At 38.9% G+C, this 21,134-nt stretch carries 21 protein-coding genes; 10 read left to right on the forward strand and 11 right to left on the reverse strand.

What is annotated here, in order from left to right; genetic code table 11:
* Window positions 1-86: 86 nt before the first annotated feature.
* Both AOC35_RS00055 and AOC35_RS00060 read left to right on the forward strand, forming a co-directional pair.
* Entirely contained in the window at window positions 87-2,189 is a 2,103-nt protein-coding gene (locus AOC35_RS00055) for a methyltransferase domain-containing protein (protein ID WP_108645183.1), read from the forward strand.
* A 6-nt stretch (window positions 2,190-2,195) separates the two neighbouring features.
* On the forward strand, window positions 2,196-3,128 hold the full coding sequence (locus AOC35_RS00060) for a glycosyltransferase family 2 protein (RefSeq protein WP_108645184.1): 933 nt from the start codon (window positions 2,196-2,198) through the stop codon (window positions 3,126-3,128).
* A gap of 75 nt (window positions 3,129-3,203) precedes the next feature.
* Here the strand turns inward: AOC35_RS00060 and AOC35_RS00065 are convergent, their stop codons facing one another.
* Genes AOC35_RS00065 through AOC35_RS00075 form a run of 3 tightly spaced genes read right to left on the reverse strand, consistent with a single transcriptional unit; the run spans window position 3,204 to window position 6,344 of the window.
* Window positions 3,204-4,508, reverse strand: a complete 1,305-nt coding sequence (locus AOC35_RS00065) for an ABC transporter ATP-binding protein (RefSeq protein WP_108645185.1) — start codon at window positions 4,506-4,508, stop codon at window positions 3,204-3,206.
* Window positions 4,498-5,352 (reverse strand): ABC transporter permease, encoded by an 855-nt coding sequence (locus AOC35_RS00070; protein ID WP_108645186.1) that lies wholly within the window; start codon window positions 5,350-5,352, stop codon window positions 4,498-4,500. The genes AOC35_RS00065 and AOC35_RS00070 overlap by 11 nt, the downstream gene beginning before the upstream one ends.
* A 38-nt stretch (window positions 5,353-5,390) precedes the next feature.
* A complete protein-coding gene (locus tag AOC35_RS00075; protein WP_108645187.1) occupies window positions 5,391-6,344 on the reverse strand; it encodes an IS30 family transposase in 954 nt (317 codons plus the stop codon).
* 140 nt (window positions 6,345-6,484) lie between these two features.
* Here AOC35_RS00075 and AOC35_RS00080 point away from each other — a divergent pair, with 140 nt between their 5' ends.
* The 3 genes from AOC35_RS00080 to AOC35_RS00090 are packed head-to-tail and all read left to right on the forward strand — an operon-like array spanning window position 6,485 to window position 8,764.
* A complete protein-coding gene (locus tag AOC35_RS00080) occupies window positions 6,485-7,987 on the forward strand; it encodes an MmgE/PrpD family protein (RefSeq protein WP_245898375.1) in 1,503 nt (500 codons plus the stop codon).
* 37 nt (window positions 7,988-8,024) lie between these two features.
* Window positions 8,025-8,513 carry a cupin domain-containing protein gene (locus tag AOC35_RS00085; RefSeq protein WP_108645188.1) on the forward strand — a complete coding sequence of 163 codons (489 nt, stop codon included), beginning with the start codon at window positions 8,025-8,027 and terminating at the stop codon, window positions 8,511-8,513.
* Window positions 8,504-8,764, forward strand: a complete 261-nt coding sequence (locus tag AOC35_RS00090) for a cupin domain-containing protein (RefSeq protein WP_108645189.1) — start codon at window positions 8,504-8,506, stop codon at window positions 8,762-8,764. The genes AOC35_RS00085 and AOC35_RS00090 overlap by 10 nt, the downstream gene beginning before the upstream one ends.
* A gap of 122 nt (window positions 8,765-8,886) precedes the next feature.
* On the opposite strand, the gene AOC35_RS00095 is transcribed toward AOC35_RS00090, so the two are convergent.
* Window positions 8,887-10,323 (reverse strand): MBL fold metallo-hydrolase, encoded by a 1,437-nt coding sequence (locus tag AOC35_RS00095; protein ID WP_108645190.1) that lies wholly within the window; start codon window positions 10,321-10,323, stop codon window positions 8,887-8,889.
* A gap of 227 nt (window positions 10,324-10,550) precedes the next feature.
* Between AOC35_RS00095 and AOC35_RS00100 the strand changes: the two genes are divergently transcribed.
* Entirely contained in the window at window positions 10,551-10,949 is a 399-nt protein-coding gene (locus AOC35_RS00100) for a cupin domain-containing protein (protein WP_108645191.1), read from the forward strand.
* Between the two features lie 21 nt (window positions 10,950-10,970).
* Window positions 10,971-11,837 carry an N-acyl homoserine lactonase family protein gene (locus AOC35_RS00105; protein WP_108645192.1) on the forward strand — a complete coding sequence of 289 codons (867 nt, stop codon included), beginning with the start codon at window positions 10,971-10,973 and terminating at the stop codon, window positions 11,835-11,837.
* 456 nt (window positions 11,838-12,293) lie between these two features.
* On the opposite strand, the gene AOC35_RS00110 is transcribed toward AOC35_RS00105, so the two are convergent.
* From AOC35_RS00110 to AOC35_RS00125, 4 genes are all read right to left on the reverse strand, one after another.
* Entirely contained in the window at window positions 12,294-12,470 is a 177-nt protein-coding gene (locus AOC35_RS00110) for a BrnA antitoxin family protein (protein WP_108645193.1), read from the reverse strand.
* Window positions 12,471-12,476: 6 nt separating this feature from the next.
* Entirely contained in the window at window positions 12,477-12,668 is a 192-nt protein-coding gene (locus AOC35_RS00115) for a DUF2283 domain-containing protein (protein ID WP_108645194.1), read from the reverse strand.
* A 3-nt stretch (window positions 12,669-12,671) separates the two neighbouring features.
* Complete coding sequence (locus tag AOC35_RS00120; protein ID WP_108645195.1) at window positions 12,672-12,926, reverse strand: DUF4258 domain-containing protein; 255 nt, start codon at window positions 12,924-12,926, stop codon at window positions 12,672-12,674.
* 731 nt (window positions 12,927-13,657) lie between these two features.
* A complete protein-coding gene (locus AOC35_RS00125; protein ID WP_108645196.1) occupies window positions 13,658-14,839 on the reverse strand; it encodes an IS481 family transposase in 1,182 nt (393 codons plus the stop codon).
* A gap of 283 nt (window positions 14,840-15,122) precedes the next feature.
* Between AOC35_RS00125 and AOC35_RS00130 the strand changes: the two genes are divergently transcribed.
* A protein-coding gene (locus tag AOC35_RS00130) for an IS3 family transposase (protein ID WP_108645197.1) occupies window positions 15,123-16,234 on the forward strand; the annotation gives its coding sequence in 2 pieces (ribosomal slippage) (window positions 15,123-15,384 and window positions 15,384-16,234; 1,113 coding nt in all).
* Between the two features lie 16 nt (window positions 16,235-16,250).
* Here the strand turns inward: AOC35_RS00130 and AOC35_RS00135 are convergent.
* Window positions 16,251-17,930 carry a GMC family oxidoreductase gene (locus AOC35_RS00135; RefSeq protein ID WP_159077390.1) on the reverse strand — a complete coding sequence of 560 codons (1,680 nt, stop codon included), beginning with the start codon at window positions 17,928-17,930 and terminating at the stop codon, window positions 16,251-16,253.
* 222 nt (window positions 17,931-18,152) lie between these two features.
* On the opposite strand from AOC35_RS00135, the gene AOC35_RS00140 reads away from it, so the two are divergent.
* Both AOC35_RS00140 and AOC35_RS00145 read left to right on the forward strand, forming a co-directional pair.
* Window positions 18,153-19,130 carry a Bug family tripartite tricarboxylate transporter substrate binding protein gene (locus tag AOC35_RS00140; RefSeq protein WP_108645199.1) on the forward strand — a complete coding sequence of 326 codons (978 nt, stop codon included), beginning with the start codon at window positions 18,153-18,155 and terminating at the stop codon, window positions 19,128-19,130.
* A 32-nt stretch (window positions 19,131-19,162) separates the two neighbouring features.
* Entirely contained in the window at window positions 19,163-20,137 is a 975-nt protein-coding gene (locus tag AOC35_RS00145; protein ID WP_108645200.1) for a Bug family tripartite tricarboxylate transporter substrate binding protein, read from the forward strand.
* A gap of 322 nt (window positions 20,138-20,459) precedes the next feature.
* Here AOC35_RS00145 and AOC35_RS00150 read toward each other — a convergent pair whose 3' ends face one another.
* Window positions 20,460-20,741 carry a type II toxin-antitoxin system YafQ family toxin gene (locus tag AOC35_RS00150; RefSeq protein WP_108645201.1) on the reverse strand — a complete coding sequence of 94 codons (282 nt, stop codon included), beginning with the start codon at window positions 20,739-20,741 and terminating at the stop codon, window positions 20,460-20,462.
* Entirely contained in the window at window positions 20,728-21,099 is a 372-nt protein-coding gene (locus AOC35_RS00155) for a type II toxin-antitoxin system RelB/DinJ family antitoxin (protein WP_245898376.1), read from the reverse strand. Before AOC35_RS00155 ends, AOC35_RS00150 begins: the two co-directional genes overlap by 14 nt.
* Between the last annotated feature and the right edge of the window lie 35 nt (window positions 21,100-21,134).

Below are 21,134 nucleotides of genomic sequence, written 5' to 3' on the forward strand. Positions count from 1 at the left end.
TTATATTTAATCTCATATTAATTTTATCGATTCCAGAAAAATTTCCTCATCTCATTTATCTTTAATTAAGTAGATTTCATTTTCATATGGGTACATATCAAGCTGTTATAGATACCACCAATAAAAATAATTCGCATACTCTAGCCATAGATTTTATAAGTGCACACCCCAAAAATGGCCCACTACGGATTCTTGACCTTGGTTGTTCTGAGGGTTACCTTGGAGGACACTTAAAATCTTGTGGTCACACTGTTGTTGGTGTAGAGGTAAATAAAGTAGCGGCAAGCAGGGCTAAGCAGGTTCTTGATAACGTTTTCTTAGGAAATATTGTTCAGTATCTGAGTCATGATATTTATAGCCGATTCGACATAATTCTATTGGGTGACGTATTGGAGCACACCGCAAATCCCCAAGAAATATTAGAAATTTGTCAGAGTAGGTTGCTTGAAAATGGTCTCATAATCATATCATTGCCAAACGTTAGCCATTACGCTATCAGGGCAATGTTATTGGATGGTCGTTGGGAATATGCTGATCTTGGAATATTGGATAGGACGCATCTCCGGTTTTTCACGAAAGAAAGTTCTTGTGATCTATTTGTCAAAGCTGGTCTACATGTTGATGATGTAAAGTCTGTCCAACTACCCACAGAGTTAGCAGCAAATATGTGCTCTTTAACCTTAAAGCCTGATTTGGTGAGAATGGTTGAGTCAATTAATAATTCTGAGAATGATGGAAAGGTTTTTCAGAATGTGTTTAGATTGAGCGTTAGCCCGGCAAAAATTAAAGCCGTTGTCATTTATAGCGCATTTCAAAACGCCTCGCTGCTTAATCTCAGGCTTATTTTCCCCCTAAAAAATTGGGCATCCAGATACGATGGGGCTATTAGATTTCGCGTTTTTGAAGATTTGATCTTTGATGATTTTTACTGGGGTGATGTATTTATTTTTCATAGAGAGTCTGGTCAAGATTTTATTGATTTAGCGTCATTGCTTCAGAAACATGGCAAAAAAGTAGTATTTGAGATTGATGATCTTCTTCTGGATCCTCCTGATTTTCTCTCTCATCATAAGCTAGACGATTTATCTAAAAAGCGATTAAAGACCATTCTTACTTGTTCTGATACTTTGAGTACAACAACCCCAAGGCTTGCTCGGGAATTTGAAAAGTTTAATAAAAATATTTTCTGTACACCTAACTGCGCCTGGTCTATCCCCGAAATAACTATGAATGATAAAGTTCGCGGTCAATTTTGTTTGGTTATTGCATCCTCTGATTCTGTTCAGGTAGATTTTTTAATTCCTGTTTTAAAGAAACTAAAATTGAATTTTGGTACTTTAATTAATTTTATAGTCATTGGTCCGCCAGGAAACCATTTTGAATCAGCTGGGATTGATGTCATTCGATATGATATTTTGCCCTATCGGAAATTTGGTCAACTTCTCTCGAGCCTCCAAAATCCCATTGGAATTATTCCTTTGGATGATTCGTTATTTAGTTCTTGCAAAAGCCCGGTGAAATTTTTCGATTACTCGATGGCTAGAATCCCTGTAATTTGCTCTAATGTTCCCCCTTATTCTGACATCGTTAGTGATAGCGTAACAGGCTTGCTTGTTGAGAATGAAACTAATGCCTGGGTTGAAGGCATTGAGAGATTAATAAATAATCCTCAATTTTCTCAAAAAATTTCAACAAATGCTCATCGATTTGTAGTTGAAAATTATTCACCAGATATTTCTGGAGATGCATGGGATAAATTATTTTCTTCATTAGATATTGTCAAATCAGATGATTTCTCTCTTTTGGCATATGGCACTTATGTTTCCCATTTTTCAGATAAAGTTAAAAATCATGAATTTAGCTGCACTAACGTTGAAGAAGATTCATATGCTGAATCTCCAGAAGGATTATCCATATTTATTGATGAGCCCAAATCAAAGATAGCTCAAAGAAAAAATAGCCTATTTTCAAACTTTCATTACGCTGGCCGAAATTACTCATCACTAATTTGCGAATTAGAAAATCTAATTAAACCTTTGGCTACAGAGTTTAATTTTGATGAGTCTGGGTACTTAGAAGCCAACCCGGATGTAGCAGTGGCCGTGAGTGAGGGTAATATGTCTAGTGGTAGATTGCATTTTGATAATTACGGAAAATATGAATTTAGGCGTATTTGGAAAAATTTATAGCGCTAAATGAATATGTCTAATTCCTGCGTTGCAATATTATTGGCCACTTACAATGGTCAAAAATTTCTTATTGAGCAACTTGAATCAATAGCATTGCAGACACATAACAATTGGTATTTAATTGTTAGCGATGATGGTTCAGTGGATGGCACCTTGGACATTCTTTACAAGTATCAAAAAAAATGGTCTCCTGGTAAGTTACTCATTCGCAAGGGTCCAAGTAGAGGTTTTTGTTCTAACTTTCTATCTATGGCGGTTGATTGCAGTATTGTCTCTGATTTTTATGCTTTTTGTGATCAGGATGATGTTTGGTTGCCTGAAAAGCTAGCCATTGCCCTGAGTAATATTAAGCGGCGTCAAAGGGATGGAATTCCTTATCTTTATTGCGGACGAACAACTTATGTGGATGAGGGGCTAAAAAAAATTGGCATTTCACCTTTATTCGTATTCCCCCGAACATTTCGAAATGCATTAGTGCAGAGTATAGCGGGAGGTAATACTATGGTTTTCAACCGTGACGCCAAGAGTATTTTAGAGCGCGTAGGGATGGTTGAGCATTCCTCTCATGATTGGTGGATTTATCAACTTGTAACGGGCTGTGGTGGTGAAGTTTTTTATGATCAAGATCCACAAGTTTTATATCGACAGCACGCTCATTCATTGGTGGGGGCAAATGTATCAATTTTTAGTAAATTTAAAAGAATGAAATTTATTCTTAATGGGCGTTTTAAGGGTTGGAGCGATTTGTCTATAAATGCCCTAGATAAAGCAACCCCTTTGCTTACCTCCGCGAATGTAGAAATTTTAAATATCTTAAAAAAAATGCGCGCGGGAAGTTTAAAAGATCGAATGCGACTAATGGAGGTGGCGGGCTTGTATCGTCAAACCTGGAAGGGTACCATTTCTCTTATTATCGCTGCGATCATTAATCGAATCTAAATTTATATGTTGTGTGCACTCTAGAGTAAAGGCTGTTTCTTAGGTGCTCTACATAGACAAAATTTGTCGAACACTTTAAGAATTGCTGTTTATTGATTTAATATCAAGGCCAACTAATCCATAACGCTCAATGGGAGAGTAGACATTAATAATATGTGCATCATGAACCCAATGATGTTGAACTAAATTCATGAGATTTCCTGTTGCAATTGAAATCGAAATTGCATAATCTCCAGAAGCAAGTAGGGGCAAGCCAAATTCAAAATTTGTGGTCACTTCATTCGATTTTAATAAGGCAAAGTCTTTAAATATTTTTGATGAACTTGTATTTTCACCCGCAATTATTTGACCCAATTTATCTTTGATAATGAAGCCTATGATGGGGTTTTGTAAATCCTCAAGAGCTCGAATTGTTATGGAGAGTCTAACCGTCTCCCCCCCCTTGTAAAGGTTTATTTGGTCTGGCTCAAGTGAAACTAGAGAGCTTGAAGTGATTTCGCAAAGCCCCGTTTTCCAACCTGAAGATAGATTGTTAGTTTCAGAAATTAGTGTGCCTGGGATTCCTGCTAGTTTATTCTTGCTAGTATTAGAATTTTTACTGGCACTTCCATAGAGCTCTTTAAACACAAAATCTTGGTAAGCTTCGGTGACTGATTTGGTATCGCCAAATAATTCAATTGCACCATTTTTTAGCCACAAAGTGTCCGAACATAGACTTTGAATGCTTGAGATGTCATGGCTTACTAAAACAATTGTTTTTGTTTTTTGAAATTCTCGTATGAACCGCATACATTTTTGTGTGAAAATTGCGTCCCCTACTGCAAGAGCCTCATCAATAACTAGGATATCGGCATCAACATGAGCCATCACAGCAAAAGCTACACGGATAACCATGCCTGATGAATAAGTTCTTGCTGGTTGATCTATAAAATCTCCAATATCCGCGAACTCTACAATTTTGCTATACCGATCATTAATTTCGCTAGTACTTAAACCTAAGATCGATGCATTTATATAAATGTTCTCTTTACCAGTAAAATCGAGATTAAATCCCGATCCCAATTCAAGTAGGGCTGCAATTTTTCCATTGCGGATAACTGTGCCAGTGGTTGGATCTAGTGTGCCGCAAAGTAATTGCAGTAGCGTTGACTTTCCGCTGCCGTTTCTTCCTATTATCCCCAGAGACTTCCCATGCTCAATTTCAAGGTTAATATCTTGAAGAGACCATATTGTTTTTTTTATTGACCCAGCTGCACGTTTGCTTACTAAAAAATCAAGATTAATCCCAATAAGATTTTTTAATCTACTTATCGGCGAATCATAAATAGAGTATTTTTTCCCTAAATCTTTTACTAAAAGCGCATATTTTTTAGAGGACATCAGCAAAGCCCAGTCTAGTTTTCTGAAAGAAATGAAATCCCACTATAAGTACCAGTATTGAGGCTAAATAGTAAGTTATTAAGCTGTAAATATCATGGGAATAATTAAAAAATAAGTCTCCTCTTATTTTTTCAATTACATACGTGATGGGATTTAAGGCTATTAAGTTATTAAATTTTTTGGGAACGGCGGATAGGGGGTAAAAAATGGGTGAAAGAAACATCAGTGCTGTAATAAGTAAAGAGACGGCTTGACCAGAGTCTCTTATATAAACCGCAATAGAACTAATGAAGAACGATATTCCAAGACAAAGAATTACATAAGGAAATAGAAATAAAGGTAAAAGTAAAATCTTGAGTGGTTCCAATGTACCCGTTGTGATGATTCCGATAATTAATATAGAAAAGCTTATCAGCGCATGGAACCCAGCATCACAAATTAATATAATCGGCAATATTTCAAGTGGAAAAATTACTTTCTTTACATAATTTGTATGAAGTCTAATTATGCTTGTAGAACGGCTAATGATTTCGCTGAAAAAATTAAAAATAATCATTCCGGAAAATATTATTAAAGCAAATTGGATTTTTTTTTCATTTGCAGCAGACTCAATTGGGTTCCACTTTACTTTGAATATTTCTGAAAATACTAATGTATATATGGTTAACATGATTAAGGGTGTTAAGAGAGACCATAAAATTCCAAAATAGGATCCCTTATATCTCCCTGAAATCTCTCTTTTCGATAGCGTCACTATGAGACCTCGATTGGCATATATTGAGCGAATGAGTTCTATTGGATTGGTTTGGGGTTTATGATTGGAGTTATTATATTTATTAGTCATTATTATTCTACATTTATCAATAAGAACATTTCGTGGATTCAAGTACGAAGTGCAACACGCTTTATAGACTGCATAAAAACTTCGTTGGGTGTTTTAAATCCTAATCTTTTTCTTGGTCGGTTATTTAATTGATGTTGAATCATTTTAATCTCCTCTTGAGTTACTGTAGATAATGGTCGTTTCTTTGGGATATATTGCCTGAGTAGTCCATTGAAGTTTTCATTAGATCCCCTTTGCCAACTTGCAACGGGATCTGCAAAATAAGTGGTGGATTGAAGCTCACCATCTATCCGTTGATGTTCTGCAAATTCTTTCCCATTATCAAAAGTCATGGTTTTTACGAGTGGGGCAAATGGCTTGAGTTCATGAATGATGGCATTACCTACTAAATCTGATGTTTTATTCGTTACCTTACTGAGGACGGCATAGCCACTTTTACGCTCAACCAGCGTAACGATAGCTTGCTTGTGGTTCGATCCAATCACTGTATCGCCTTCCCAATGACCAACCTGTGCTCTTTCTTCAATATGGGCAGGCCGCTCACTAATCGGCCTTCGGCCAATGATCTGGCCACGGCGATCTTGACCACCAGCATACCGCTTCCGACGCTTCTTTTGACAACGTAATGCTTTCCAAAGGCTTCCACCAGCAGCTTTATCTGCATAAACATGACGATAAATCGTCTCATGACTAATCCCAACCTCGCTGGCTATTTGCTCAGGACTCCACTTCTCATGGAGATAATCTACTGTCTTAGACCACTGTTCAGCGCTAATTCTCCCTGCATTACGAGACCCCAGGGAGCGTTCCTCAGCCAACAAACAGGCTTGTCGAGGTCGATAACCTCGACCGCCCGTATTACGAGCAATCTCTCTGCTAATCGTCGACTTATGGCGACCTAGCAACTCGGCAATTTGTTGTTGACTATTTCCGGCTGACATTAAAATATAAATCTGATATCGTTCTTCTTGGCTAAGGTGTTTATAGGTCATGGCTGCTTTGACTTGGCGGTCTAGAAGCTTTAGATACTAAATCATCCTTAGCCTCCTCTCATTGTTCAAAGTTGCACTTCGTATTAAAATTCACCTTGTTTAATGAATGCATAATTAATAAAAACAATAAGGAGACAGGAATGAATGAGAATAGCGATCGTCGCCTTTTCTTAAAGGGAACTACATTACTTTTAGCGCAAACTGGCATGATCGGCAATGTATTCGCAGCAGGCGAAAGCAAGGCTAGTGTTATGGGTGAGGGCCTTACTCGCTACGTAGCAGAATTTATCTGTAATACCCAATTTGATAATATTCCTGCTTCCACCTTAGCTCTTGGTAAAAAATCATTTCTGGATGGGTTGGGCTTAGCAATTTCGGGTAGTGCCACAGAATTGGGGGACATTGCCCGCAAGCAAATTGCTAGCCTTAATATTCGTTCTGGACCGGCAATCATTATTGGCACAAATATTACCACCGCTCCTCGCTTTGCTGCATTTGCAAATGGTATTGATATACATGCTGATGATTATGACGATACCCAGCTTGCCGTAGCTAAAGATCGTGTTTATGGTTTATTAACCCATCCCACCGCACCTGTCTTGCCATCCGCTTTAGCTATTGGTCAATTGACGAAATCAAGCGGTAAAGAGGTGATGCTAGCTTATCAAATTGGCGTAGAAGTTGCATGTAAAGTTGCTGAGGCAATTAACCCGCGGCACTACCAAGCAGGATTTCATTCAACGGGTACCTTAGGTGCTATTGGGGCTGCCGCAGCCGCTGCAAAATTGTTACATCTAGATGTTCCATCAACTATTAGGGCTCTATCAATTGCAGCAAGTGAGGCGGCTGGGTTGAGGGAAAACTTTGGTACGATGACTAAACCTTTTCATGCGGGAAGAGCCGCAGAGAGCGGAGTGGTTGCCGCGCAGTTTGCCCAGGGAGGCTGGACTGCAGCCGATAAAATCTTAGAAGCCCCAAGAGGATTTTTTAATGCCGCTGGTGGTGGATATGATGTCAATGCGATTCAAGGAAAGCTTGGCAATCCTTGGACATTCGACGATCCTGGAATATCTATTAAGCCATTTCCGTGTGGTTCTCTAAATCATCCTGGTATGACAGAGATGCAAAGGCTTATTAAAGCAAATAACATTAAGGCAAAAGATGTGGTCAGGGTGCGAGTAGGTACAAATAGCAATATGCCAAACGCACTCATTCATCATCGTCCGACCAATGAGCTGCAAGCAAAATTCTCAATGGAATTTTGCATGGCAATCCTGCTCTTAGATGGTCAAGCAGGCTTGGCACAATTTAATGATCAGGTGGTCAATCGCCCAGATGTGAAAGCTATGATTGAGAAAGTTGATTTTGTTGTTGACCCTGTAGCTGAGGCGGCTGGATACGACAAGATGACGACCATCATTGATATCAAAATGACGGATGGTCGCACAATCTCAGGGCGAGCAGACTTTGGAAAGGGAAGTCCAGCTGACCCCATGAGTTATGACGAGGTAGCGGTAAAGTTTTTGCAAAATACAGATTTTGCAAAGTTTCCACATAAGAAGGCTGAGAGTGTCATTACGCTGGTAAGAAATTTTGAGACTATCGGCAAAATTGATCAGTTGGCAAAACAATTAACGAGATAGTGGCCTTCAATTTGATAATCCATAAAGGAGAGAGGTAATGCGTAGCTACAAATTAACACAAATTTTTTTAACAATAATTCTTGGGGTCATGGCAGCTGCTGTTAACGCTCAAACTTCGCTACCTGGCGGATTTATAAAAATGACAACTAGCGAAATTGTATGGAAAGATGCTGAAAATGGGATTAAAAATACGGTTTTATTTGGGGACCCCAATAAACCAGGTCTTTATGTTGTGAGAAATATTTTTCCAGCTGGAGTAATGAGCACTCCTCACTCGCATGATCAGGATCGATGGGTTACTGTGGTTAAAGGAACTTGGTATTCCGGAACGGATGCTAGTTGGGATCCAAAGAGTACTATTGTGATGCCAGAAGGAAGTATCATGTTTCATCCTGCAAATGCTGTTCACTTTGATGGTTCTTTAAAAGAGCCCGTCGAAGTTCAAATCATCGGCATGGGGCCCGTTAAGACAACTTATGTTTATCCGAGTGAAGGCAGGTATGGTAAGCCCCACAAATTAGATTAAGAAAAAAGTATGCCACTAGTCTTGCTGCTGGTCGACATACCCACCCTGGAGAGGAAATTGGTTATGTCATGGAAGGTCAATTAGAAATCAAAATTGATGGAAAGCCATCCCAAATAATTCAAGCAGGACAAACCTTTTTTATTCCAAATGGTCTGGTTCATGATGGAATTAATACAAATTCTGGCTCGACAAAAGTATTAGCAACCTATGTCGTAGAAAAAGGTAAACCAGTAGCTACTCCGGTTAAATAGGGATCAATTGAGATAAATCTTAGGAGGTATTAGTCATATGGCTAATGCCTCCTTAATAAAGTAAAGCTTTTATTTGAAAAGCTACTAAGAACGCTAAACCCCTTGTAGGAATCTGAAAAAAGTTAATTTTCTAAAGGTAATCCCATCCCCTGTAAAAAGTAGTTGTAAGGCTTTGGACCTGAACCATGAGCGGGAGCAATAGTTTTAACATCGAGTTTATTTGCCTTAATAACACGATAAATATCAATTCCTTGTTCAGGTGTTCGAGCAATATCTAAAGGACTATTTCCAGGAGGATTGTAACCATCACCCCAATATATAAGCCCCTCTTTGGGTATGAAAACTAACAAATTATATTTTGCATGACTAGTATCCTTCATATAGTAAAGCTCTATACTTCTTTCAGAACCAGAAATAACTTTTTTATCAGAAACAGTATCAAAATGAATTTCTTGAGGGTGTTTTGATAATAAATCTGGGGCAATGGTTCTAGGCCTCGCCCAGGCTTTTTCAAAGAACGGCTTATTCATTTCTTGGGTAACGATGGTAGTTCCATTAGCAACAAAGGTGCGTAATCCACCAGAATGATCGTAGTGGTGGTGGGTATTAATAACGTAGCGTAATGGCTTGGTAGGGAAAAGTTTTTTTATCTCTTCTAAAACAAGTAGAGACCGAGCTTCACTGGTAAATCCTTCGACTACTGCCACTTCATTACCTAAATCGACTACCCAATTTCTTGCATTAGGAGTTGTGAGATACCAAATTCCATCGCTTATTTTTTCAGTAGCAATTTTAATGGGTTGAACTACAGAGTTTTTGACGATTTCAGGAATCAGATTGGAAGTTTGAGGATTAGCTTTAACGGATTGAATTTCAATTGATAAGGTTGGAAATCCATCCTCTTTTTGTTCTATATGTTTTGGGAATACTACACCAGAGAAGTTTTGATAATCCTTGTAGAAAACCTCTACAAGGTAGTCTCCAATGACTTCATTACTAGTTAGATACTCGACTTTTTCTACGATATTTTTAGAGTTAATAGTGGCTTTAATTTCAGTACTATTCACTTTAAATATTAAAATATTTCCACTCATCTTGCCGGAATTATCGATTGCAGCTTTAATCACACCTTGTGGCGACAACCATAATTGAAGTTTCCTATCTTTAACAGCACCATTATTTGGAATAATTTGACCATCGACCTCTTGCCAAGCGTAGTTTTCATTGACCAGTTGAACAGTTTTTTGGTCTGCAGCCACGGCTTGTGCGCCTCCACCGCGAGGAGGATGTTCTCCCTGAGATCGAATTTGAGTTAGCCTCATGCTTGGGGTTTGGTAATTAATTATTGCTGTATATTCACGTTGAATAAATCGAGGCCAGCGTTCGTCTGGTTCAAAGGACTGACCAAAACTAAAGACATTGCCATTTCCAGAAAACTCAATTGAATTTATGTATTGAGATCCCATAGCGTTAGCTATTTCATTGAGTGGATTATTTTGGGCTTGCACCAAAAAAACCGTAAGAGTTATTAAAACACCCAAGACAAATTTGATACGCATAACTAGCCCCTTAATTAGGCGTGATAATAATTTTTATTTATGGATTGATTCTATCAGAGATGATTTCACAGATGAGGAATCCACCAATTGCTTAAGCAATGATGTACTTGAAGTTTGATCAATATTTATCGGGTGATAATGTATTTAACGATTCAATTTAAGGGTAAGCCCTAAACTTAGAAGTAAGTATTTGTAGTATATTAAATCCTATCTACAAGGAGACAACCATGAAGATTTCAAAGAATTATCTTGCTGGTATTTTGATCTTTTTTTCCATGGGAATTATGGCGCAATCAGCCACACCTCCAAAAGATGCGAAGGGCGCCACTGCCCGTGTACTAGCTGCACTTAATTTAGGCCCCGAGTTTGCAGCAACTGAGGGACGTATTCTTAAATTACAATTCACCACATACGCTCCAGGATCTGCCAGTCAGATTCATAGTCATAAAGATAAACCAGAAGTGGTATACATGGTTTCTGGGAAAGTCATAGAACATCAAGGCGACGTGGCTAGAGTCTATGGCCCTGGGGAGTCGTTTATTGCCAATAAAGATACTAAGCATTGGATGGAAAATAGTTTCCAAGAACCAGCAGTTCTGATGGTTGCTACTATCACTCCGCAATAACCTTTTTAGAGAGTAAAAACCATGAATCGTTTTTCCTTAGCCAAGCTGATTTTTTTGATAACTGTTGCAGTGAGTGTTGTGAGTTGCTCAAATATACCTCCATCTCAACAGCCTAATACAGTTGTTAAGATGTATGTTTTATATTGTGGTGAAGGCCACTCTATGGACCAGTCTAGATGGTCGCCGGGCGTTAATGTGGGCAAACCAATGACTTTGACTAATAGTTGCTACCTAATTCAACATGCTAAAGGTTGGGTATTATGGGAAACAGGTTTCGGAGAAGATCTTAGCAAAATGATGCCTAAAGGCTTGGATGCTGGTCCAATTGTGTGGCAGTGGAATTACCCCCTAACGTTGACTGAACAACTTGCGCAAATTGGAGTAGCTCCAAAAGATATTAAATATATAGCTTTTTCTCATGGACACCCTGATCACATTGGTAATGCTAATTTATTTCCAACGGCTAACTTACTCATTCAACAAAGTGAATATGAGTATGCCGTAGGGCCGTTTGCAAAAAAATGGCCAGCTCCAGCAAACTATCAAAATTTAGTAAAGAATCAAGTTACTAAAATAGTTGGCGATTACGATATTTTTGGCGATGGTTCCCTTATTTTATTTAGTACACCGGGGCATACGCAGGGGCATCAATCATTACTTGTGGAATTTCGTAAAAGGGGTGCTATCCTCATCATAGGAGATGCGGCCCATTTTAAAGATAATTTTATAAATCGTCGTTCGCCAGTTCAAAATTTCAGTAAAGAGCAAACGATTGAATCCATGGATAAGATTGCAAACTTAATGAATAAATATCATGCTGAATTGTGGATTAATCATGATGCTGATCAAACCGCCACGATGCCAAGATTTCCTCAATATATTGAATAAGATGATTTATATTTAAATCAAGTTGGATGGCGAACAATTTTATTTTTAAATGATTGTTCGCTTGACGTTTCATAGTGGTTTTTATTCAATAAATCCTAACTATAGATCGGCGGTAATTATTTCATTGCCGGTGTTTAGTTAACCTGTGCTATGCACCAGATGACGAAAGTCGCTGTGTGAATGGCGTCAAATTCGGTGAAACCTAAGTGTGATTATTTCGATAGTTACATAAGGCAATGCCGAGCCAAGCTTCTGATGATGTTTATCAGTTGAAGGTGTAGAGACTAGACGGCGCCCGCCTAAGTGCGAGTAGTTGGCATATGGTGAAGGCATAGTCCAGAGAGTGGGGAAACTCACACCAATCGGAATCCTTTGGTCCGGGGTTCAAGTCCCTGACGGCCCACCAGAAATGAAAAATACCAACCTTCGGGTTGGTATTTTTTTAAATAAAAGTATTTAATTCGGATTATTATTTTTAATCCAATCCTTGAGGGCTAAATCAATCCGTGTTTGCCATCCATCACCTGCAGCCTTAAAGTTTTCTATAACTTCGGGAGAAAGACGAATGGTGGTAGAAATTTTAGTAGACTCCAATGCAGGTCTGCCAACTCGCCTTTTGTTTTTAAGTTCCATACAATTTTAAGCTGCACGAATCATTTCTGCGGGAAGCATACCATGTGCTTTCGCTTCCAAAATTACTATTTCAACAGTAGTTCCATCTGCAGCATAACTAATATGTGTATTCCAGTCCTGGGAAACTTCCCTAGTTATGGGTTTTTCTGATAAATGAATTACTAACGTGTCATCATCATCAAAATAAGTAGCCTTCATGATTTATTCCTCTACGGTAAAGTGATGCATTACGGTTTTAATAATGACAGAATGTTCAAGTACAAGTACTGCACAAATTAAGTTATCATATCTATTAGCCATGAGCTTGTACACCCACAGATGATTTTCATCTCTGAATTTTGTCGAGCCAGTCTCAACAATGTCAAATAGATCAGCATCTGAAATTCCACGTTCGACCATTCTCAGTTGGGCGTGTTTTGTAATAACGATGGCGCGGTTAAACCGATTGCTGAACATAGCAATTATTGTAACAACAATAATTACTAATGCAAACCTACTTTTTAAGTGGATATAGACTTTGCTTGCACATTTACTTACACACCAGTAATGACCGCTTATAGCGCTCCATACTATGGAGTTCTATTTAGGACTTCTGCTCTCATAATGGACTTAACCATGGGGTCTTGAAGTAGAAATCTTAATGATTTCAATAGTTTAGTGGTGGTAGAGGTGCTGAAAAAACACTACACACCAACTACACACCGTAAGGTTTTTCATGGTGTGTAGTAAATAGCGGTTTTGTGTGGTTTTGAAGTAAAAAAGAAGTTGAGAATTGCGTATTACCCGAAAAGTTTCGGGCCGTTAGCTCAGTTGGTTAGAGCAGAGGACTTAAGTACGGTCGACCTAAAGCACAAGCCATGGTCGACAGTGAATGGGTTGCATGTGAGCAAGTTAGCTCTGCTGGCATGTAGAACTACTCAAATTCGGGGAAGCCTGTGCTGTAAAGCGTGGTAATCCCGAGCCAAGCCTCTTAGCGATAAGAGGAAGGTGTAGAGACTGTACGGGTAGGTCGTAAAGACAAGAGACAGTCCAGACTACAAACTGGAAACAGGCAGTGAAAACTGTAGTAGTAAGCATAATCCTTTGGTCCGGGGTTCAAGTCCCTGACGGCCCACCAATAAAAAACGGTATGACCCGGTCACATTGTTTACACAATGTACCGGGCACATACTTTACACTTTTTCCGATCACATCCCGATTACTTTGGGACCAAAAGGATTCTCAATAGCACTCACTTTTCGAGATTCCATATCAAAGTAACCTATATCGTAATCCATAAAACTCACCAACCATACTTCTTCTTCCACCTGTCGAAGTCCTACATCATGTCCGGCAAAGACGGTACTGAGATGGATCTTCTTGTTATCTAAACAGATTCGACCACACGTTGTTACCGTAACGGTCTTGTCATGGAAGGGATAGGCAACATCTGGCAGTCCTTCATATTTTCTAGTGGATGGCTGATATAAATCAGCCGGTCTCTTCATCCCTAGGGCATGATGGGGGCGTTCATAGTTGTACTCTTGGATGAAGTCTTCGAATTTATCTTGTTGTTGGAGAAGGTTCATCCCAGGTGGTTTGGTGGTAGCTTGTTTCAGCGTCAGATGCATCCGCTCATGTCGCCCATTTTGCTGGGGATTACCAGGCTTAATGCGTTCAATACCAATTCCTAAACGCAACCACCATACCGACAAACTGCTCAGACCATAGAGTGCGTTTGCGCTAGCAAACGGCACGCCATTATCGGAGCGAATACTATTTGGTAAGCCATATTCTATAAATAATCGTTCAAACACGGTAAAAGCTTGATCTTGTTGAGTACTCTCTAACCCCTCGCAGCAGATCAAGAACCTGGTGGAATAATCCGTGACGGTCAGAGGGTAGCAGTACTTCTTATTACCCATCATGAACTCACCTTTGTAATCGGTACACCACAAAGCATTGGGTAGCTGAGCATCAAACAGGGCTGTTCCTTCTAACTTAGGATGGCGCCTTTGACGCTTCTTCCTTACTAATCCATGTCGGTCAAGTACTGCATGGACGGTACTTTTTGCGGGTAAAGTTATCTCTGAGTAATGGGTGTGGATTCGTTCTCTAATCTTTGGGGCACCCCAGTTTGGAAACTCTTTTTTGAGATTAACTATCAATTGTTCGACTTGAAATGGCAGTCGATTTGCTTGTCGAGAAGGTTTTCGACTGCGGTCATTAAACCCATCTAACCCTGACTCTTTATAACGATCAATTATTTTATGACCGGTCACTCGAGAAATACCAAACTCTTCACACAGTCGAGAAATCTTCTCCCCATCTAAAAAACGAGACACAAATTTAAGCTTTTCATCCATCTTCGTACTTTCATTCCATGGCATAAGTTGGCCCTCCTTATGCCTAAAACTGTAAAGTATGTGTCCGGTATAAAGTGTAAAGTATGTCTCAGGTCATACAAACCCTCACTAGAAATAGTGGGGGTTTTGGTTTTACTGATAATCTAAAGAAGTGGTTGATAAATTATTATTGAAATATAAGGGGGTGACATGCTTGGGATTAAATTTGATGATATCTCATAGGCTGACCTGTAGTACCCCCTAAAAAGTAAACCATTTAGAAGTTGAATTTTCTGTTATTTATGGCATATTAATAACAGGAGGTTGTATGAAGAAATCAAGGTTTAGCGAAAGCCAAATAGTAAGTATCTTGAAAGAGTCTGAAGGCGGCATTCCGATTGCAGATATTTTAAGAACACATGGGATCAGTCAAGGCACCTTTTATAAGTGGCGCTCAAAATACAGTGGCCTAGAGGCGTCTGAGTTGAAGCGGATGAAAGATTTAGAGCAGCAGTTATCTGAATATAAAACGATGGTTGCTGAGCTTTCTAGAGATAACCGAGCACTCAAGAATCTTATTGAAAAAAAGCTCTAACGCCAACGGGTAAAAGAGAAGCTGCAGATTACTTAGTTGGCGAAGAAGGTTTACCGGTTCGTGTGGCATGCTCGGCCGTTGGTCTGTCGCGGGCTACGTTTTATAAACGACCTCAAACGAGCCACGAGAAGGATCAGCCGATCATCGACTGCTTAAATCAAGTAGTTGGTAAAAATGGCCGTTGGGGTTTTGGGCTATGTTTTGCCTATCTTCGTAATCAAGGTGTTACCTGGAATCATAAACGTGTATGGCGTGTTTACAAGGAGATGGGCTTGAACTTACCCAGAAGAACAAAGAAGAGGCTTCCTAAGATCATCAAGGAACCTCTTGTTGCGCCGACTGAGGCTAACACCATTTGGGCGCTAGATTTTATGTATGACACCTTGTATTACGGCAGGGCCTTTAGAACCTTGAATGTTATTGATGAATCTAACCGAGAAGTATTAGCAATCGAGATTGATTTGAGTTTACCGGCAGCTCGCGTTGTCCGAACTCTTGAACAATTAGAAGAGATTTATGGACTCCCCAAAGCCATTCGTTTAGATAACGGAAGTGAATTAAGATCTGCCGTCTTTATGGGTTGGTGCGAATCGAAAGGGATTGAACTGAAATTTATCCAACCAGGAAAGCCACAGCAAAATGCATTTATAGAACGATTTAACCGCACCTATCGTCATGAAGTACTCAGTGCCCACTTGTTTGAAAATCTTAACCAAGTCAAGGACATCACTGAGCAATGGATCAAGATTTATAACGAGGATCGTCCTCATGCAGCACTAGGGAAGTTGTCACCTATACAATATCGACAACAAGCAGAATTTTCTCATCGAGGATTGTCTACTTAATTGGGGGTATTACATCCTAATTATTCGATTTTATTCCATCAGCAATTTTTTCAGCAAGCATGATGGTGGATAAAAAAGTATTACCTGATGGAACTGTGGGCATAATAGAAGCATCCGCAATTCTTAACCCTTGGATACCGAAAACTTTTCCAGCTTCATCGACTACAGCATTTTGATCATTCTGAACGCCCATCCTACAGGTGCCAACATTGTGCGCTAACCCACCAACATTTTTAAGAGCAAACTCTTTTAAAAGGGAACTATTTCTCATTAACTCTTGAAAATCTACCTTATCCGCTGAAAGTTGACTGCAGATTATTTTTGTCGCAAAAGGAGCAATATCAAGGAGGTTTGCGAATAAAGAAGTTATCCAGTAATTCTTGGTATTTTTTTGATTTAATTGACGAATGAATGCATTTCTATTGACTGGAAAAACATGGCGTAAATGAGGAAAAATATCTTTCGAGAAAATAATGCTTAAACATTTTTGTAGGCCAAATGACATTCTTTGAAGATCCCTAGGGTCATTTAAGAAGTTAAAGCTAATGATTGGATTCCTATTTCCATCCTTGGATAACTCTATCGTGCCCCTAGATTTCGGCTTATGAAGTGCTGTTGAGAAATTCGCTACTTGTTGACCTAAAGAGTGCCAGGCAGATTTACTCTGGATAGTAATATACATGTCTGATTGATCACAATCCTCATAATTTGAAGAAAATCGAAACGCCGTGTTGTTGTGACTTTGCCCTTTAATTTTTTGGCGAGAGTTAGGAAGTAAAAGTCCGCAAATATATACTGCAGGATGGTTTTGAAGATTTTGTCCAACACCTGGAAGATGATGGCGGACTTCTATACCTGCTGCTTCTACAACTGCGGAAGGGCCAATTCCTGATTTTAATAAGAGTGTTGGACTTTGGAGCGCACCCAAAGTAAGAATCGTTTCATGAGCAAAAAACTCGAGCGTATTTTTGTCTTTGAGGGCTTTAACCCCCTTTACTTTTTTACCCTCAAAAACCAATTCCAGAACGCTTGTGTTACAAAGAACGGTTAGATTATTTCTTTTTCTAACACTTGAATTGAGATAACATATAGCAGTGGAAGATCTCTGGTTGTGACTAGCAGCAATGGGAACGGAGCAATAACCATCTCGAAAATCACCATTTGCATCAGCTATATAAGGGATTCCATTTGCATTAGCAAAATGAAGACCTGCTTTCGCAAGTGGTGGCCAGTCATCCATTTCATTTCTAAAGATATTGGTGGGACCATGATTACCGTGGAATTCATTTTTAAAATCGAGATCATTTTCAGATTTATTAAAATAAGGGAGAACGTCATCCCAGCCCCAGTTCTTTAAGCCATATTTTTTCCATTCATTAAAATCATCTGGTACACCTCGGAGTGCGACCATCCCCATGATGGATGAGCTTCCCCCTAAAACTTTACCTTGTTCAATAAAAGATGGCTGTGATGTAGATGGAGTTTTCCAGTACCCCCTTATGTTTTGCCATTTATAGTTGGGATTGAAGTACGACATTGGATAAATAGACAAAATATCTGCTGGTTCTTTACCTGGATAAATATCATCACCAGCTTCAATGAGTAATATGTTGTGACGAGATTGTTCAGAGAGTCGATTAGCGAGCACACAGCCAGAAGCTCCGCCGCCGACAATAATATAGTCAAATGTATTCATATGGTGCAGCCTTGTCTCTTTCATTATTTCTCATCGGTATAACTACTGATTTTTTATTGTAATGATAAGATAAATAGAGTATTTAATGATAGTTTGGAAATTCCTTCAAAACAAGTAGTATTCTTTATAAAATGAGACTAAATACAAACTTTCCCAATACGCATTGTTGATATTATGCTTGTCTTGTATTGAGATTGATTGACTATAAAAATGAAATAGCCTATGAAGACAACTTTTACTTATTCCCTAATTAAAATTCTTTGTAGCGGTTTTTTATCGCTCATAGGTACATCAACTTTTGCAGATGAATTTCCAAGCCGCTCTATTAAAATTATTGTTCCCTACCCACCTGGCGGAGGTGCTGATTTAGCTGTAAGAGCAATACAAAAAAGAATGTCAGATATTCTAGGGCAGTCAGTATTAGTTGAGAATCAAGCTGGGGGAGGCACTCTGATTGCCACGAAAGCCACCGCCAACGCAAAGCCAGATGGTTACACCCTAGGAATGGTTGACCCGGCTTTTTTAGTTAATCCAGTTTTAAATCCATCATCAAACTACGATGTTTTCAAGGATTTTTTACCCGTGTCATTGATTAGCGTTACACCAATGATTTTAGCTATACCAAGCGCTTTACCCGTTAAAAATTTACCAGAATTTATCCAGTTCATTAAAACGCACCCTAATCAAGCCAATTATGGGTCACCTGGTATGGCGAGTGCAGGACATATAGCATTTGAGCAAATGCGAACAGTATTAGGTATGCAAATTACGCATGTCCCCTATAAAGGTTCAGTGCCGAGCACTACGGCGATTTTGAGTAATGAAGTCAGTGCCATGATGTCTGGATCAGCATTAATTCCCATGGTACAAAGTGGCAAGCTTAAAGCGATAGCCATTACGGGTAAGAAAAGATTAGAAAGCCTTCCGAATGTACCAACGTTTGAGGAACTAGGATATCCACAAATTAATGTGCAAACTTTTGTGGCGATTGTTGCACCAGTTAATACACCAAAGCAAGTCATTGATAAATTACAAAATGCTTTTATTCAGTCAGTTAATAACCAACAAGCTAAATTCACCTATGACCAATATGGACAAATTGCTATCGGTAGTTCCGCTGAAGAGTTAACTACTTTTTTTAAAGAAAATCAATCTAGCTTGCTAAAAGTTGTTCGAGATTCGGCGATTAAGGCTGACTAAGTAATTGATCAATTGACTAGGAGGAATATCCTATGAAGAGAAAAATCTTAAAAATATTGATTGCTACTTTATTTTCAATATTTTCCTTTAGTGCATATACACAGAATACCTATCCAAGTAGGCCTATTTCTCTCATAGTTCCTTATCCCCCAGGGGGTGGTGTAGATACTGTAGCAAGAATCATTGCCCCAATTCTTTCAGAGCGCTTAGGCCAGAAAGTTTTTATTGAAAATAAACCCGGAGTATCAGGATCAATAGGCTCTCAATACGTTGCTAAAGCACCGCCTGATGGCTATACCCTGCTTTTAGGCAATACGACTACACATGCAACCAATATATATTTAACAAAAAACATGGGGTATAACCCAACGAAAGACTTTGTTGCAATTTCATTAATTGATATTGGCCCAACTGTTCTCTTGGTGCCTTCGAATAGTCGTTTTAACTCGGTATTAGATATAGTAAAAGAATTGAAAGCCAGACCCGGCTTATTAAATTATGGGAGCAGTGGAACCGGGAGTGTTGGGCATCTCGCAGCTGAAATTTTGTTAAACACCACAAAAACTAAAGCACAACACATTTCCTATAAAGGTGGGGCACCTGTATTAACAGATTTAGTTGGTGGCCAATTAGATTTTGCATTTGAACTCATTCCACCTGCTCAGCAAATAATACAAGCAGGAAGATTAAAAGCGCTAGGAGTAAGTAGTAAAACTGAAATGAACGCCTTACCAGGAGTGAAGCCAATTTCAGAATTAGGGATACAGGATTATGAAATGGTAACTTGGCATGCGATCTTTGCACCCATTGGAACAGATGCTGCAATCGCACAAAAGTTAGGTAGTGAAATATCTAATATTATTAAGATGCCAAATGTAAGTAAAAAGCTAGAAGAATTAGGATTAATTCCAGATAGTCGTCATAACCTCGATTTCCATAATTTTTGGATCAGTGACATTGCTAAATGGGGAAAATTAGTAAATGACACATCGATGAAGCCAGAATAAAGAATTTAGCCACCCTAATTTATTGGGTGACTTAGGTTGTTTATGCTGAAACGTTAGTTTTGAACTTGTTTGCAAAAAGTGAGCTGACCTAATTTTCAGTATCCCTTTCAAAGAGAGAAATTTTTGATAGTCTATCTCTAAAAGGATTAAAAATGCCTATAGGTCAAAGTATATAACTAGAAGAATTGATAGGTTCAACTCCCTGACGGCCCACCAGTAAATAAACCGTCACTAGAAATGGTGAGGGTTTTATTTTATTTAAGTACAAATTAATACTAACCTGTTAGTCCAAATGCAAAACCACGAAATTAACCCTCGACTCTTAAATGCCTAGTTCGCTATGAGATCCTAAGCGAACTAGTTGTAATGTGTCTTCGTCCGGTATTCTATAGATAAGCACGAGATCAGGTTTGATATGGCAATCTCTGTGATCTTTACAATCACCGACCAGGGGGTGATCAAAATATTTTGCAGGAAGTTTCTCGTCAGCAATTAATAATTTGAGAACAGCTTCTAAGTCGCTGGCTAAGGTCTTTCTATGATTACCTTTTGCTTCTCTTTTATAGTCCCGTTTAAACTGCCCGGTATTTTCAATCTTTCTCATTCAGGTCAGCCATCAAGTCATTAATAGAAGTAAAGGATTTAAGTTTTCCTTTTCTCGCTTCTTTCATGGCTTCAATAGTTTCTTCATTTGGGATAAGTGGCTCAAAAGGTAAAGATTTTTCTTTAGCTACTTTGGTCATCATGATTCGAAAGGCATCAGACGGAGTAAGGCCCATGGCAGCTAAAACAGCAGTCGCTTCCTCTTTGATATCTTCGCTAATTCTGGCTCGTACAACAGCGTTTGCAGTCATGTGCTTATCCTTTTGATTACTATCTATCTGAGCTACATTGTAGCACAAACAGAATAAATTAATATAAAAAATCACTACATACCAACTCCACACCGAAGGGTTTTTCATGGTGTGTAGTAAATGGCGCTTTTGTGTGGTTTTAG

The sequence above is a fragment of the Polynucleobacter rarus genome (assembly GCF_003072505.1).
Lineage (GTDB): Bacteria > Pseudomonadota > Gammaproteobacteria > Burkholderiales > Burkholderiaceae > Polynucleobacter > Polynucleobacter rarus.

Excerpts from the sequence above, each read along its gene's own strand:
- AOC35_RS00135 (WP_159077390.1), bottom strand. The coding sequence starts at position 17,930 with ATGAATACATTTGACTATATTATTGTCGGCGGCGGAGCTTCTGGCTGT.
- AOC35_RS00075 (WP_108645187.1), bottom strand. The coding sequence starts at position 6,344 with ATGACCTATAAACACCTTAGCCAAGAAGAACGATATCAGATTTATATT.
- AOC35_RS00055 (WP_108645183.1), top strand. The coding sequence starts at position 87 with ATGGGTACATATCAAGCTGTTATAGATACCACCAATAAAAATAATTCG.
- AOC35_RS00115 (WP_108645194.1), bottom strand. The coding sequence starts at position 12,668 with ATGAAGGCTACTTATTTTGATGATGATGACACGTTAGTAATTCATTTA.
- AOC35_RS00145 (WP_108645200.1), top strand. The coding sequence starts at position 19,163 with ATGAAGAGAAAAATCTTAAAAATATTGATTGCTACTTTATTTTCAATA.
- AOC35_RS00155 (WP_245898376.1), bottom strand. The coding sequence starts at position 21,099 with ATGAAAAACCCTTCGGTGTGGAGTTGGTATGTAGTGATTTTTTATATT.
- AOC35_RS00060 (WP_108645184.1), top strand. The coding sequence starts at position 2,196 with ATGAATATGTCTAATTCCTGCGTTGCAATATTATTGGCCACTTACAAT.
- AOC35_RS00085 (WP_108645188.1), top strand. The coding sequence starts at position 8,025 with ATGCGTAGCTACAAATTAACACAAATTTTTTTAACAATAATTCTTGGG.
- AOC35_RS00125 (WP_108645196.1), bottom strand. The coding sequence starts at position 14,839 with ATGCCATGGAATGAAAGTACGAAGATGGATGAAAAGCTTAAATTTGTG.
- AOC35_RS00120 (WP_108645195.1), bottom strand. The coding sequence starts at position 12,926 with ATGTTCAGCAATCGGTTTAACCGCGCCATCGTTATTACAAAACACGCC.
- AOC35_RS00080 (WP_245898375.1), top strand. The coding sequence starts at position 6,485 with ATGAATGAGAATAGCGATCGTCGCCTTTTCTTAAAGGGAACTACATTA.
- AOC35_RS00150 (WP_108645201.1), bottom strand. The coding sequence starts at position 20,741 with ATGAGAAAGATTGAAAATACCGGGCAGTTTAAACGGGACTATAAAAGA.
- AOC35_RS00065 (WP_108645185.1), bottom strand. The coding sequence starts at position 4,508 with ATGTCCTCTAAAAAATATGCGCTTTTAGTAAAAGATTTAGGGAAAAAA.
- AOC35_RS00105 (WP_108645192.1), top strand. The coding sequence starts at position 10,971 with ATGAATCGTTTTTCCTTAGCCAAGCTGATTTTTTTGATAACTGTTGCA.
- AOC35_RS00140 (WP_108645199.1), top strand. The coding sequence starts at position 18,153 with ATGAAGACAACTTTTACTTATTCCCTAATTAAAATTCTTTGTAGCGGT.
- AOC35_RS00100 (WP_108645191.1), top strand. The coding sequence starts at position 10,551 with ATGAAGATTTCAAAGAATTATCTTGCTGGTATTTTGATCTTTTTTTCC.
- AOC35_RS00070 (WP_108645186.1), bottom strand. The coding sequence starts at position 5,352 with ATGACTAATAAATATAATAACTCCAATCATAAACCCCAAACCAATCCA.
- AOC35_RS00110 (WP_108645193.1), bottom strand. The coding sequence starts at position 12,470 with ATGGAACTTAAAAACAAAAGGCGAGTTGGCAGACCTGCATTGGAGTCT.
- AOC35_RS00095 (WP_108645190.1), bottom strand. The coding sequence starts at position 10,323 with ATGCGTATCAAATTTGTCTTGGGTGTTTTAATAACTCTTACGGTTTTT.